Genomic DNA, 14,651 nt, shown 5'->3' on the forward strand with positions numbered 1-14,651 from the left:
GTCCGGGCCGGATACCGCCCCGCAGGTCTGGTTCGCCGTTTTGTTTTCTGGGATAACTATTGAGGGTTCGGCACGGCGCCTCCGTGCGGCCCCTCCCACCCCATCCCAAGGACCGGCATGAAGTTCACCGACGGCTTCTGGCTGATGCGCGAGGGTGTCCACGCCTCGTACGCCACCGAAGTCCGCGATCTGCTCCCGGAAGCCGACCGCTTCACGGCCCACGCCTCCGTCAAACGGGTCGCCGCCCGTGGCGACACCCTCAACTCCGCCCTCCTGACCGTGGAGTGCGCCGCGCGGGCCGAGGGCGTCATCGCGGTCCGCGTCACCCACCACGCCGGCAGGTCCCACCGCGGCCCCGACTTCGCCCTGACCACCACCGGCACCGGCGCGGGCACCGTCCGCACCGAAGGCCCCGTCACCGAGCTCGTCTCGGGCCCGCTCCGGCTGCGCCTGGACCGCTCCCGGCCCTGGTCCCTGGAGTTCGGCGACGGCGACGGCCGGCCGCTCACCACCTCCGGCCGCAAGGGCACCGCCTTCGTCACCACCCCCGACGGGGCCCACCACATGGCCGTCCAGCTGGCCCTCGGCGTGGGCGAGCAGATCTACGGCCTCGGCGAACGCTTCACCCCCTTCGTCAAGAACGGCCAGAGCGTCGACATCTGGCAGGCCGACGGCGGCACCAGCAGCGAACAGGCCTACAAGAACGTCCCCTTCTACCTCTCCTCACGCGGCTACGGCGTCTTCGTCAACCACCCCGGCCGCGTCTCCTTCGAGGTCGGCTCCGAGGCAGTCGGCCAGGTCCAGTTCAGCGTCGAGGACCAGACCCTGGAGTACCTCGTCGTCGCCGGACCCACCCCCAAGGAGGTGCTCGCCCGCTACACCGCCCTCACCGGCCGCCCCGCACTGCCCCCGCCCTGGTCCTTCGGTCTCTGGCTCACCACCTCCTTCACCACCCGCTACGACGAGGCGACCGTGACCTCCTTCGTCGACGGCATGGCCGAACGCGACATCCCGCTCTCCGTCTTCCACTTCGACTGCTTCTGGATGCGCGAGTACCACTGGTCGGACTTCCGCTGGGACCCGGAGACCTTCCCGGACCCCGAGGGCATGATCGTCCGCCTCAAGGCCCGCGGCCTGCGTATCGGCCTCTGGATCAACCCGTACATCGCCCAGCGCTCGGAACTCTTCGCGGAGGGCGCGGCCCGCGGCTTCCTCGTGCGGCGCCCGAACGGGGACATCTGGCAGTGGGACCTGTGGCAGCCCGGCATGGCGCTGGTCGACTTCACGAACCCCGAGGCCCGGGCGTGGTTCCAGGACCGTCTGCGGCCCCTGCTCGCCCAGGGCGTCGACTGCTTCAAGACCGACTTCGGCGAGCGGATCCCCACCGACGTCGTCTGGCACGACGGTTCCGACCCGGAGCGGATGCACAACTACTACGCCCAGCTCTACAACCGGACCGTCTTCGCGCTCCTGGAGAAGGAGCGCGGCCCCGGCGAGGCCGTCCTCTTCGCCCGCTCCGCCACCGCCGGCGGTCAGTCCTTCCCCGTCCACTGGGGCGGCGACTGCTGGGCCTCCTTCGAGGCCATGGCCGAGTCCCTGCGCGGCGGACTCTCGCTCTCCCTGAGCGGCTTCGGCTTCTGGAGCCACGACATCGGCGGCTTCGAGGGCACGCCCGAGCCCGAGGTCTTCACCCGCTGGCTCGCCTTCGGCCTGCTCTCCTCGCACAGCCGGCTGCACGGCAGCGACTCCTACCGGGTCCCGTGGGAGTTCGGCGAGGAGGCCGTCGCCGTCGCCCGCCGCTTCACCCGCCTCAAGCACCGGCTCATGCCCTACCTGTACGGAGCGGCGGCCGAGGCCCACACCACCGGCGTCCCCGTCATGCGGCCGATGCTCCTGGAATTCCCCGACGACCCGGCCTGCCGCACCCTGGACCGCCAGTACATGCTCGGCCCCGACCTGCTCGTCGCCCCCGTCCTCGCCCCCGGCGGCGCTGTCGAGGTCTACCTCCCGGCGGGCGACTGGACCCACCTCCTCACCGGCGAGACGGTCACCGGCCCCGCCTGGCGGCACGAGACCCACCCCCTGGACAGCCTCCCCCTGTACGTCCGCCCCGGCGCCGTCCTCCCCCTCGCCGCCGACACCGACCGCCCGGACGGCGACTGGCTCACCGGCCTCACCCTCCTCACCGCCCCGGGCGCACCCCCCGGCACCACCGTCACCGTCACGGTCCCGGACCACCGCGGAGCCCCCGCCGCCTCCTACACGGTCACGCACACCCCGGGGGGCCCTCGGGCGACGGCGACGGGCTCCTCCCGGCCGTACACCGTGCGGACCCTGGGGAAGGGAGGCGTGGACGGCTGAGGGGCGAACCCCGCCGGCCTTCCCGGGGCGTCCGCAGGCCGTGGGTGCCCGGCCTCCGCGCGCCCCCGGCGAGGAGTCCTCAGCCCGCGAAGGTGAAATGCGCCAGGCGCAGCGGGCCGCGGAGTTCGGTGTGGAGGTCCACCACGTCCCGGAGGGCGATCGGGGCGCCGAGCGTGCGGTAGGCATAGGGGCCGCCCGTCGGAGGGACGGTGACACGGGCCAGGACGGTGCCGTCGGGGAGGGACAGGACGACCTCGCCCTCGCCGGCGACGGCGAGGGCCACCTCCGTCGCCCCGTCGCCGAAGTCGCACGCACGGTGGACCAGGCGGCCGCCGGCCCCGGGGGAGACCGGGGTCACCGCGTCGCCCGCGTGCTTGGCGCGGTCCACGATCACCGTGCCGGACTGCTCGTCGTAGTCGGCCGCCTCCAGTCCCGCCGTCAGGACCGGGCGCGGCCCCGGTGCCGTGCCCGCCACCTCGATCCGGACCGTGCGCCGCAGGTCCGCGCTGGAGGGGCCGGCGTGGATCTCGTACGGGCCGGGCTCCACCGTCCAGCGGCCGTGTGCCACGTCCCAGTGGCCGAGGGACTCCAGCGGCACCGTGAAGGACAGTTCCGTGCCGGCGCCGGGTTCCAGGCGCACCCGTGCGTGGGCGACAAGTTCGCGGTGCGGGCGCGGTACGGAGGGGGCGACCGCCCGGCCGTACACCTGGACCACCTCGTCGGAGGCGACGGCACCGGTGTTGGTGACCGCGCAGGAGATCCGGAGCGCCCGCCCGTCGACCGCCGCCGTCAGCGCCTCGTAGCCGAAGGTCGTGTACGACAGGCCGTGCCCGAACGGGAAGAGGGGCGTGCCGTCGAAGTACAGGTACGTCTGCCGCCCGCCGATCACGTCGTAGTCGAGCATCCCCGGCAGGTCCGCGTCCGAGGCGTACCAGGTCTGCGGCAGCCGGCCGGCGGGGGAGACGTCCCCGGCGAGGACGCGGGCGAGCGCCGTGCCCGCCGCCTGGCCGCCGTGGGCCGTCCACAGCAGGGCGGGCAGGGAGGCGGCCGCCTCCGGCACCGCGTACGGGTAGGACGAGACCAGGACGAGGACGGTACGCGGGTTGACGGCGTGCGCGGCCCGCCACAACCGCTCCTGGTGCGAAGGGAGCGCCAGCGTCGTGCGGTCCTCGGTCTCCCGGCCGCCGATGTGCGGGTCGTTGCCCGCGACCACGACCACGGTGTCCGCGCCCGCGGCGGCCCGGGCCACCGCCTCCTCGCCGCGCTCGACCGTCTCGACGGTGAACACCTCGGCCGATGCCCGCCCGGCGGCAACCTTCACGCCGCCGGCGGCGACAGAGACGTAGCCGCCCGTCCCGAGGTGCAGAAGGAGGTGCCCGCCGTCATGGGCTTCGAGCCGGAACGTCTCCTGGACGACCCAGCCGCCGGGTTCGTCCGCCGAGGCGCGTACGAACCCGTCCCCGGCGACCGACAGATACCGGCCTCCGGGCGCCCGCAGGGTCAGCACCCCGTCGCCCCAGTCGACCAGGTCGAGGACGGATCCGGTGGCGTCGGCCGTGAGCGGCGGGAGGTCGGTGCGGCCCGCCACGAGGGCGGGGTCGAGCGCCGCCTCCGCGTCGCGCGGCCCGTCCCGCGGCCCCGTCTCCGGGACCCGCAGCACGTCGCCGGAGGCGGTCCGCAGCCGGATTCGGTCGACACCCTCGGCGAAGTCCACCCGGTGCGCGCCGAACCGCTCCCGCAGACCGTCCAGGGGGGAGGAGCGGTGGAGGAGGGAACCGCTGTACCAGTCCAGCTTGTTGGCGTCGCCGAGCAGGCCGACGACCGCGATCCGGCCGGCCGCCTCGCCCAGCGGCAGCAGCGGACGCCCGCCCTCCGGGGAGGCGCCGCCGCCCAGCGGCTCGTTGCGGAGCAGGACGATCGCGGCCTCGGCGGCCTCGCGGGCCAGCTGCCGGTGTTCGGGCGTGTCGAACCGGTCCTCGCCCGCGTACGGATCGAGCTCCGGGTCGAACTCGCCCAGCAGGAAGCGGACGGTCAGCTGCCGCCGTACCGCCCGGTCCACGTCCTCCTGACCGATCAGCCCCCGCTCCAGGGCGCGGCGCAGGCGGCCGAGGACGACCGAGGGATCCGTGCCGTGATCGGTGAAGGAGTCGACCCCGGCGCGCAGCGCGGCCGCCACCGCCTCCTCGTGGCTCGGGAAGTAGCCCTGCGAGCCGGCCAGGTTGGACGGCGCGCCCGCGTCGGAACAGACCAGCAGCTCCTGGTCCGTCCAGCTCCGCAGCTCGGTCTCCAGGTGGGGGGAGAGGTGGTTGGGCCGTCCGTTGACCAGGTTGTACGCGGGCATGACGCCGGCCACCGCACCCGCCTCCACGGGGCCGCGGAAGGCCCGGAGGTCGTACTCGCGCAGCACGCGCGGCCGTACGGACGCCGAGGAGGTGTCCCGTGCCGCCTCGTTGTTGTGGGCGAGCCAGTGCTTGAGGACCGGCGCGGTGCGCCAGTAGAGGGGGTGGTCGCCGCGCAGGCCCCGGGTGAACGCGGTGGCGATCGCGGAGGTCAGCAGCGGGTCCTCGGAGTAGCCCTCCTCGCCCCGCCCCCACAGCGGGTTGCGCAGCAGGTTGACGGTCGGCGCCCACACGTTGAGCCCGACCCGGTCGTCCTCGGCACGCATGGCCCGGGCCTCGCGGGAGACCGCCTCGCCGACCCGGCGCACCAGCTCGGGGTGCCAGCTCGCGCCGAGGCCCACGGCCTGCGGGAAGACGGTCGCGGGGCCCATCCAGGCCACACCGTGGAGGGCCTCCTGGCCGGTGCGGAAGGCGGCGAGGCCCAGCCGCTCGACGGCGGGCGCGAACTGGTGGAGCAGCGCGAGGCGTTCCCCGGGGGTGAGCCGCCCGAGGAGGTCGTCGACGCGGCGGGGGACGGGGAGGGCCGGATCACGGAAGGGCGGCCGGTCTGCGGTCACGTGCGAATCCCTTGGGCGGCGGGGCGGCGGGGGCGGCGGAGGCCGGGGAACCCGACCGTTTCGAAGCGCTTCGATGCTCGACCGGCGTGTTACCCATGTCAAGGCGTGGGGGCGTCTCATGTGCCGTACACCGCCGCGTACATGAGGATGCGGGGCGGGCTTCGCGGGCCTGACATTCTCGGGAGCGACTCTTGCCGCGTCTGTGACGTTCACCTAACCTCGCAGCAATATCGAAGCGCTTCGACTTCGGTTGTCGCAGCGCCCGGGGCTCCGTCCCGCCCGCACCACCTCCACCACCGCAGCCGGCCGGCGCTCCGAAAGGACGCCGCGTGTCCTGGCGCGTGCCATGAAGGGTTGACGCAATGACGCCGAACGCCGTCTCCACGGGCTCCCGGAGAACCACCCCGAGCCGAAGGGGCTTCCTCGCCTCCACCGCCGTCGCCGCCGTCGCGACGGCCGGCGGCATCCCGCTGCTCACCGCCTGCGGCGGCGGCGGGGACACCGGGAAGAAGGACGGCACCACCAGCGGCAAGGACGCGGCGAAGCTCCTGCCCGCCCACGTGCCCAGCACCGTCGTCGCCCCCGACATCGCCCCGAGGAACGGCTCCGCCGCCGGTTTCACCCGCGCCCTGCCGAGCAGCGCCCTCAAGGCCTCCGTCGGGGCGAAGAAGGGCCAGGGCAGCGCCCTGACGGTCATGGCCCCCTTCTGGGGCACCCCGCCCGGCCCGGACAACCCGTACTACCGGGCCATGAACGAGGCCATTGGGGTCCGCGCGACCTGGCAGAACCAGGACGGCAACGTCTACGACCAGAAGCTCGGCGCCGTCCTCGCCTCCAGCGACATCCCCGACGTGGTCGTCGTGCCCGGCTGGAACCTGGGCGGAAAGATCCCGAGCGCGATCGGTGCCAAGTTCGAGGACCTCGGGCCGTACCTCTCCGGCGACAAGGTCAAGGCCTACCCCAACCTCGCGGCCGTCCCCACCGACGCCTGGCGGCGGTCCCTCTTCGGCGGCCGGCTCCGCGGCCTCCCGATGCCCGCCTCGTACGTCACCAACATCGCGCCCTTCTACCGCAAGGACGTCTTCGACGCCAAGGGCTGGCGACCGCCGCGCAGCGCCGACGAGTTCCTGGCCCTCGCCAGGGAGATGACCAGCGCCCGGGCGAAGGTCTGGGCCTGCGGTGACATGACGTGGACGGCGTTCAGCATGTTCGGCGTGCTGTCCGGCAGCGACAAGGCCCTCGGCTGGCACCTCGTCGACGGCAGGATGACCAACCGCATCGAGACCCCCGGGTACCTCGAAGCCCTGGAGTGGTCCCGCAAGCTCTACGAGGCCGGTGTCGTCCACCCCGACGAGAAGGCGCAGAACCAGGGGGACACCAGTCTCCGCTTCACCTCCGGCCAGTGCCTCGTCTACAACAACGACCTCTCCCACTGGTACGGCAAGACCGTCGAACAGGCCGCGCAGAACCCGCGGTTCGCCATGGCGGCCATGGACATCCCGGGCCACGCCGGCGGCCCGCCCGAGCTGTGGGCCACCAACCCCGCCAACATCTGGGCCTTCGTGAAGAAGGGCAGCCCGAGGACGGTGATCGAGGACGTCCTCGCGATGGCCGACTTCACGGCCGCCCCGTACGGCACCAAGGAGCGGATGCTCACCGACTACGGCGTCGAGGGCGTCCACCACACGGTCAGGAACGGCCTGCCGGTCAAGACCGACCAGGGCAACCTGGAGGTCGGCAGCTCCTGGATGTTCCTCGCGAGCCCGGCGCCCTACCTGGCCCACCCCGACACCCCCGAGGTCACCCGCGGCCAGGTCGAGTGGCAGCAGCGCATGGGCGCCTTCACCCGCAAGTCGTCCTTCTACGGCCTCACCGTGGCCGAACCCGCCCGGTGGACCGGCCTCATGAACGACTTCGAGCAGCTGGAGAAGGACGTCGTCCGGGGCCGCAGGAAGATCGCCGACATGCAGCAGGCCGTCTCCGAGTGGCGGACCAAGGGCGGGGACCAGCTCCGCGACTGGTACAAGAAGCTCCTCGACGACACCGGCTCCGCGGCGAGCTGACGGTGAGCACGTACGGCGAAGACGACGGGCGCGACCAGCGGCGCGCGCGGCCCGAGCGCCCCGCGCCGGCCCCCCGCCCGGCACCGGTCCGCCGGTCCTCCGCGGACGCCACGGCCCGGCGCGCCAGGATCCCGCTCGGCCGGCGGCTGCGGCGCGACCGGACGCTCCTCCTGATGACCGCGCCCGCCCTCGCGCTGGTCCTGGTCTTCCACTACGTCCCCGTCCTCGGCAACGTCATCGCCTTCCAGGACTACGACCCCTACGTCTCCACCCACGGCGTCACCGCCATGCTGGAGAGCCCCTGGGTCGGCCTCGCCCAGTTCGAACGCGTCCTCGCCGACCCGGCGTTCCGGCACGCGGTCGGGAACACCCTCGTCCTCTTCCTCCTTCAGCTGGTGCTCTACTTCCCGGTGCCCATCGTGCTCGCCCTGCTCGTCAACAGCGTGCTGCGACCCGGGGTCCGGGCCTTCGTGCAGGCCGTCCTCTACCTGCCGCACTTCTTCTCCTGGGTCCTGGTCATCACCGTCTTCCAGCAGATCCTCGGCGGCGCCGGCGTCATCGCCCAGACCCTCCGGGAGTACGGCCACGAGGGCTTCGACCTCATGACCGACCCGGACGTCTTCCCGCTGCTCGTCACCGCCGAGGGCATCTGGAAGGACGCCGGCTGGGGCGTCATCGTCTTCCTCGCGGCCCTCGCCGCCGTCGACCAGGACCTCTACGAGGCCGCCGCCATGGACGGCGCCGGCCGGTGGCGCCGCATGTGGCACGTCACCCTGCCGGCGCTGCGGCCCGTCATCGCGCTGCTGCTCGTGCTGCGCGTCGGGGACGCGCTCACCGTCGGCTTCGAGCAGCTGCTGCTCCAGCGCGACGCCGTCGGTCCGGGAGCGGCCGAGGTCCTCGACACCTTCGTCTGGTGGACCGGCCTGCGCAGCCAGGACTTCAGTTACGCGGCGGCCGCCGGACTCATCAAGGGAGTCGTCGGCCTCGTGCTCGTGCTCTCGGCCAACAAGGTCGCCCACCTGATGGGCGAGCAGGGGGTGTACCGCAGGTGAACCGGCACCGCACGCCGCGCCGGACCGCGCCGGCCCGGCCCGTCTGGGAGGAGCCCCCCGGCCGGGCGGGACTCGCCGCCAAGGGCGCCGTCCTCGTCCTCGCCTGTCTCGCGGTCCTCTTTCCCCTGTGGATCGTCGTCGTCACCAGCCTCTCCTCGAAGCGGACGATCACCGAGGCCGGCGGACTGGTCGTCGTCCCCCGGGACATCACCTTCATCGCCTACCAGGAACTCCTCAGCGGCGGCCAGGTCACCCGCGCCGCCGTCGTCAGCGTCCTCGTCACCCTGACCGGCACCCTCTTCTCCATGACCGTCTCGGTGCTCTGCGCCTACGGCCTCTCCCGCCCCGGCTCACTGGGCCACCGCGTCATCCTCTTCACCCTGATGGCCACGATGTTCTTCGGCGCCGGCCTCATCCCCACGTACCTCCTGGTACAGAGCCTGGGGCTCACCGACAGCTACCTGTCGCTGATCCTGCCGAGCGCCGTCAGCGTCTTCAACATCCTCGTCCTGCGCGGCTTCTTCATGAACATCTCGCCCGAACTCATCGACAGCGCCCGCATCGACGGGGCCGGAGACCTGCGGATCCTCCTGAAGATCGTGCTGCCGCTGTCGCGGGCGGTGATCGCCGTCATCACCCTCTTCTACGCCGTCGGCTACTGGAGCGCCTGGTTCAACGCCTCCCTCTACCTCAGCGACCAGAACATGATGCCGCTGCAGAACGTGCTCATCCAGCTCGCGCAGAAGCAGGAGATCCCCGTCGGCCTCGGCCAGGCCGTCAAGGCCGGCAACCTCTCCGGACTCGCCGTCCAGATGGCCGTCATGGTCCTCGCCCTGCTGCCCGTGGCCGTCCTCTCGCCCTTCGTCCAGAAGCACTTCAAGAAAGGCATGCTCACCGGCGCCGTCAAGGGCTGACCGGTGCCCCGCCCCCGCCTACCGGAAGAGTCCCATGCCGAGCCTCGACGACCTGACCCGCCCGCCCGGCCGCCCGCCCCGGCTCCTGTACGGCGGCGACTGGAACCCCGAACAGTGGCCCGAGGACACCTGGGCCGAGGACCTGGCCCTGATGCGCCGCGCCCGCGTCACCTCCGTCACCCTGGGCGTGTTCTCCTGGTCCCGCCTCGAACCGGAGCCCGGTGCGCGGGAGTTCGGCTGGCTCGACCGGCTCATGGACCTGACCCACGACCACGGCATCGGTGTCGTCCTCGCCACCCCCACCTCCGCGCCGCCCGCCTGGCTGGGCCGCCTCCATCCCGAGACGCTGCCCCGCGACGAGGACGGCAGGACCGAATGGTGGGGTTCGCGCCAGCACTTCTCCCACTCCAGCGAGGCCTACCGGCGGTACGCCGCCGCGATCACCGAGGACCTCGCCGCCCGTTACGCCCGCCACCCGGCGCTCACCATGTGGCACATCAACAACGAGTACTGCACGTACGACTGGGGCGACGAGGCCGCCCGTACCTTCCGCCGCTGGCTCCGCGATCGGTACGGCACCCTCGACGCCCTCAACACCGCCTGGGGCACGGACTTCTGGAGCCAGCGGTACGGCGCCTGGGAGGAGGTCCTGCCCCCGCGCCGCGCCCACTACATGAAGAACCCCGGGCAGGTCCTCGACTTCCGGCGCTACACCTCCGACCTGCTCCTGGAGTGCTACCGCGCCGAACGCGACATCGTCCGCCGCCACACCCCGCGCCTGCCGGTCACCACCAACTTCATGCCGCTCTGGTCCGGCCAGGACGGCTGGGCCTGGGCGGCGGAGGAGGACGTCGTCTCCGTCGACGTCTACCCCGACCCCCGCGACCCCGGGGGCGGCCAGTACAACGCGATGATCGCCGACCTCACCCGCTCCGAGGCCGGCGGCGCCCCCTGGATGGTGATGGAACAAGCGGCGGGCGCCGTCAACTGGCGGAGTGTCAACCACCCCAAACCGCCGGGGCTCAACCGGCTCTGGGCCCTCCAGGCCGTCGCCCGGGGCGCCGACGCCGTCTGCTACTTCCAGTGGCGCCAGTCCCGCCAGGGCGCCGAGAAGTTCCACTCCGGGATGCTCGGCCACGCCGGGGAACGCGGCCGGGTGTTCCGCGAGACCGTCCGCATCGGCGAGGACCTGGCCCGGATCGCGCCCCGCGTCGCCGGCACCCGCCTCACCACCGAGGTCGCCCTCCTCCACGACTGGCACTCCTGGTGGGCCGGCGCCCAGGACGGGGCCCTGTCCCGCCACGTCGACCACGCGGCGATCGTCCGGGCCTGGCACCGGGCCCTCTTCGACGCCCACCTGCCGGTCTCCTTCGCGCACCCGCACCACGACCTCGGCGCCCACCGGCTCGTCGCCGTCCCCCACCTGTACCTGCTCGACGACGCCGCGATCGAGAACCTCACCGGGTACGTCCGCTCGGGCGGCACCCTCGTCTGCGGGTTCCTCACCGGCGTCGCCGACCAGGACGACCGGGTCCGCCCCGGAGGCATGGACGCACGCCTCCGCGACCTCCTCGGCATCGATCTCCTCCAGGAGTGGTGGCCGCTCGACGCGGACGAACGCGCCGACTGCGGCTCCTTCCACGGCACCCTCTGGTCCGAGGAGCTCACCCCGGCCCCCGGCACCGAGATCCTCGCCGCCTACCGGGGCGGTGCGCTCGACGGCCTGCCCGCCGTCCTGCGCCGGGGCCGCGCCCACTACCTCTCCACCCTCCCCGAACCCGCCGCCCTGAGCGCCCTGCTCGCCGCGGTCGCCGCCGGGGCCGGTGTCCGCCCGGTCCTGGACGACCTGCCCCCGGGCGTCGAGGCCGTCCGCCGCGGCGACCTCCTCTTCCTCCTCCACCACGGCAGCGAACCCGTCACCGTCCCCCTGCCCGGTCCCCACCGCGACCTGCTCACGGGCGAGCGCGCCGAGAGGGCCGTCCGCCTCGACCGGTTCGCCGCCGCCGTCCTGGAGGCCGCACCGTGACCCGCGGCCCCGTCCACGGCACCTGGGAACCGGCGCCCGCCGCCCGCTGGGAGGACGCCTACCTCACCGGCAACGGCCGCCACGGCGCGCTGGTCCACGGCGACCCCGCCGACGACCGGGTGATCGTCACCCACCACACGCTCGTACGGCCCCACCACGCCCCCGGCGACACCGACCCGCCCCGGCTCGCCGCCGCGTTCCCCGCCCTCCAGGACGCCCTCCTCGCGGGGGACACGACCGCCGCCGAGCACTTCACCGACGGCCGCCCCCTGCGGTGGGTCGCGCCCTTCCACCCCGCCTTCCAGACCCGGATCCGGCGCCCGCCGGGCCACCCCGCCGCCCCCGTCCGGCGGTCCGTCGACTTCACCACCGGCCTCGTCGCCTCGGTCTCCGGCGCACGCCGCGCCGAGGTCTTCGTCTCCCGCGCCGACGACGTCCTCGTCCAGTACGTCACCGCCCCCGGCCCCACCGCCGAGATCACCCTCGACGAGCGGCTGCCCGGCGCCCCCGCCGCGGCCGGCGTGGCACGCGGCACCGCCTGCTCCGCCGGCGAGACCGTGCTGACCCTGCGGATCCGCTACCCCGACAGCCCGCTCGGCTACACCGGCGTCACCCTGCTCCGCACCGACTCCGGCCGCACCACCCTCACCGCCCGGGGCGTACGCGTCGAGGGCGCCGGCCGTCTGCTGCTGCTCACCCGGGTCCGCCGCCACGCGGGAGAGCTCGACCCGGAGACCGAGGCCGACGCCCTGCGCGCCCTGCTCGTCACCGCGGGCCGGGGGCGCCGCTCACCCGGGCCCGCCGCGCTGTACGCGCGGCTGCTCGCCCGCCACACCGCCCTGCACCGCCCCGCCTACCGGCGCGTCGTCCTCGACCTCCGCGCCGACCCGGCCGAACGGGCACTGCCCGGCTCCGCGCTCCTGCGCCGCCCCCGCAGCCCCGCCCTCCTCGAACGCCTCTTCGCCGCCGGCCGGCACCACCTGCTCTGCTCCTCCGGCATGCTCCCGCCCCGGCTCACCGGACTGTGGACCGGCGACTGGGACACCGCCTGGTCCGGCGCCTTCACCACCAACGCCAACCTCAACCTCCAGACCGCCTCCGCCGTCGCCGCGGACCTGCCCGAGGTGACACGGGCCCAGGCCGCCCTGATCCGGGGCCAGCTGGACCACTGGCGGGACAACGCGCGGGCGATCTTCGGCGCCCGGGGCATCGTCGCCCCCTCCCACACCGACGGCGTGTGCGGGCACACCTACCACTTCAGCCGCGCCTACCCCCTCCACCTGTGGACGGCGGGCGCGGACTGGCTGCTCAAACCCCTGCTCGACCAGGAGGAGGCCGACGGCCGGCGCGACCCGTGGCTCACCGGGATCCTCGCCGAACTGGCCGCTTTCTACGAGGACTTCCTCACCCGCACCGAACCCGACGGCCGACTGGTGGTGGTCCCCTCCTACTCCCCGGAGAACCGCCCGCGCGGCGGAAGCTGGGGCGCGGTCAACGCCACCATGGACCTCGCCGCCGCCCGGCACGCCCTGCGCGCCGCCGCCGACCGGCTCCCACCCGCCGACGCCGGCCGCCTGCGCGCCCTCGCCGACCGGCTGCCCCCCTACCGGGTCAACGAGGACGGGGCGCTCGCCGAATGGGCCCGGCCCGGTCTCGGCGACCGCTACGACCACCGGCACCTCAGCCATCTCTACCCGGTGTGGCCGCTGGACGAGATCGACCCGCAGGACACCCCCGGGCTCGCCCGCGCCGCCCTGCGGGCCCTCGCCCTGCGCGGCAGCGAGAACGGCTCCGCCCACGGCCACCTCCACCACGGCCTCGTCGCCGCCCGCCTGGGCGACGCCCACCGCACCGCGGAGGCGCTCACCCGGGTGCTCACCGGCGACTACTTCCACCACTCGCTCATGAGCGCCCACTACCCGGGCCGGAACGTCTACAACGCCGACGCCGCCCACGCCCTGCCCGCCCTCGTCCTGGAGGCACTCGTCCGGTCCCGCCCCGACCGGCTCGTCCTGCTGCCCGCCGTGCCCGACCACTGGCCGGCGGGCCGCGTCACCGGCGTACGGACCCGGTTCGGCGCCCGCGTCGACCTCAGCTGGTCCCCGGCCGGCCACCGGGCCGTCGTACGTCCCGCCCGCGACGCCGCCGTCACCCTCCGGCACCCCGGCGGCACCCGCACGCTGGAGCTGCGCGCGGGCGAGGACGCGGTCGTCGAGGGACCGGCGCCCGCCGTCACCGGCCGGCCGGACGCCGCCGCGGAGGCGGGCCCGAACTCTCCCGCACGGTGAGGACCGGAGGGAGCAGCTCGGCCCCCGCCCGCGCCACGGGGTCCGCGAGCCGGGCGACGAGCCGCTCCACCGCCCGCCGGCCGAGTTCCTGCGCCGGGATGGCCACCGAGGTGAGCGGTACGGAGGCCTGCGCGGCGACCGCCTCCGGACAGACCGCCACCACCGACACGTCCTCGGGCACGGCCCGGCCGGTGCGGCGGAGCAGGGCGAGGAGCGGCTCGAGCGCCGTCTCGTTCTGCACGACGAAGGCGCTGACCCCCGGCCGTTCGTCCAGGATGCGGGCCAGCACCCCGGCCACGGCGTCGTGGCTCCCCTCGCACGCCCGGTGCAGCAGACCCACACCGAGCCGCTCCGCCCGCTCCCGCAGGCCGCGCAGGGTGCGCTCGGCGAAGCCGGTGTGCCGGGCGTACACGCCGGGGGCCTCGCCGACCACGGCGATCTCCCGGTGGCCGAGGGCGGCCAGGTGGTCCACGCACAGGGCGCCGGCCGCCGCGAAGTCGAGGTCCACGCAGCTGAGTCCCGCCGGGTCGGCGGGCAGCCCCACGAGGACGGCCGGCGGCCCCGCCGTCCGCAGCACGGCGAGCCGCTCGTCGTGGAGCTGCACGTCCATGAGGATCACCGCCTCCGCCAGCCCGCTGCCGGTGACCCGGCGCAGCGCGGAGGGACCCTCCTCGCCGGTGAGGAGCAGGACGTCGTAGCCGTGGACACGGGCGGTGGTGGCGACGGCGACCGCGATGTCCAGCATCACCGGCACGTACATGTCGGTGCGCAGGGGCACCATGAGCGCGATGATCCGGGAACGGCTGCTGGCGAGGGCGCGGGCGCCCGCGTGCGGCTGGTAGCCGAGCTGTTCGATGCTGGCCCGGACCCGCTGCCGGGTGCCGTCGGAGATCGGGCGCTTCCCGCTGAGGACGTAGCTCACCGTGCTGGCCGACACTCCGGCGTGCCGGGCGACCTCGGCGAGCGTGACCATCCGTTCTCCCGTGGGCCC

8 protein-coding genes are annotated in these 14,651 nt (G+C 74.0%); 6 read left to right on the top strand and 2 right to left on the bottom strand.

Translation table 11 applies throughout. The features are described 5' to 3' along the window. Positions 1-117 precede the first annotated feature (117 nt). Entirely contained in the window at positions 118-2,361 is a 2,244-nt protein-coding gene (yicI, locus tag ABTY40_RS17000; RefSeq protein WP_352060223.1) for an alpha-xylosidase, read from the top strand. A 79-nt stretch (positions 2,362-2,440) separates the two neighbouring features. Here the strand turns inward: yicI and ABTY40_RS17005 are convergent, their stop codons facing one another. Continuing rightward, on the bottom strand, positions 2,441-5,317 hold the full coding sequence (locus ABTY40_RS17005) for a glycoside hydrolase family 3 C-terminal domain-containing protein (RefSeq protein WP_352060224.1): 2,877 nt from the start codon (positions 5,315-5,317) through the stop codon (positions 2,441-2,443). A 362-nt stretch (positions 5,318-5,679) separates the two neighbouring features. On the opposite strand from ABTY40_RS17005, the gene ABTY40_RS17010 reads away from it, so the two are divergent. Genes ABTY40_RS17010 through ABTY40_RS17030 form a run of 5 tightly spaced genes read left to right on the top strand, consistent with a single transcriptional unit; the run spans position 5,680 to position 13,660 of the window. Then, complete coding sequence (locus ABTY40_RS17010) at positions 5,680-7,380, top strand: extracellular solute-binding protein (protein ID WP_352060225.1); 1,701 nt, start codon at positions 5,680-5,682, stop codon at positions 7,378-7,380. 2 nt (positions 7,381-7,382) lie between these two features. Beyond that, positions 7,383-8,432, top strand: coding sequence for an ABC transporter permease (locus ABTY40_RS17015; RefSeq protein WP_502990600.1), 1,050 nt, complete (start codon positions 7,383-7,385; stop codon positions 8,430-8,432). After that, a complete protein-coding gene (locus ABTY40_RS17020) occupies positions 8,429-9,346 on the top strand; it encodes a carbohydrate ABC transporter permease (protein WP_352060226.1) in 918 nt (305 codons plus the stop codon). Before ABTY40_RS17015 ends, ABTY40_RS17020 begins: the two co-directional genes overlap by 4 nt. A gap of 34 nt (positions 9,347-9,380) precedes the next feature. Next, positions 9,381-11,372, top strand: a complete 1,992-nt coding sequence (locus tag ABTY40_RS17025; protein ID WP_352060227.1) for a beta-galactosidase — start codon at positions 9,381-9,383, stop codon at positions 11,370-11,372. Beyond that, entirely contained in the window at positions 11,369-13,660 is a 2,292-nt protein-coding gene (locus tag ABTY40_RS17030) for a glycosyl hydrolase family 95 catalytic domain-containing protein (RefSeq protein WP_352060228.1), read from the top strand. The genes ABTY40_RS17025 and ABTY40_RS17030 overlap by 4 nt, the downstream gene beginning before the upstream one ends. Here the strand turns inward: ABTY40_RS17030 and ABTY40_RS17035 are convergent. Beyond that, positions 13,605-14,633 carry a LacI family DNA-binding transcriptional regulator gene (locus tag ABTY40_RS17035; RefSeq protein WP_352060229.1) on the bottom strand — a complete coding sequence of 343 codons (1,029 nt, stop codon included), beginning with the start codon at positions 14,631-14,633 and terminating at the stop codon, positions 13,605-13,607. The two genes, ABTY40_RS17030 and ABTY40_RS17035, sit on opposite strands and share 56 nt — an antisense overlap. Positions 14,634-14,651 lie beyond the last annotated feature (18 nt).

The organism is Streptomyces sp. NPDC126503 (assembly GCF_040302405.1).
Taxonomy (GTDB): Bacteria; Actinomycetota; Actinomycetes; order Streptomycetales; family Streptomycetaceae; genus Streptomyces; species Streptomyces gulbargensis.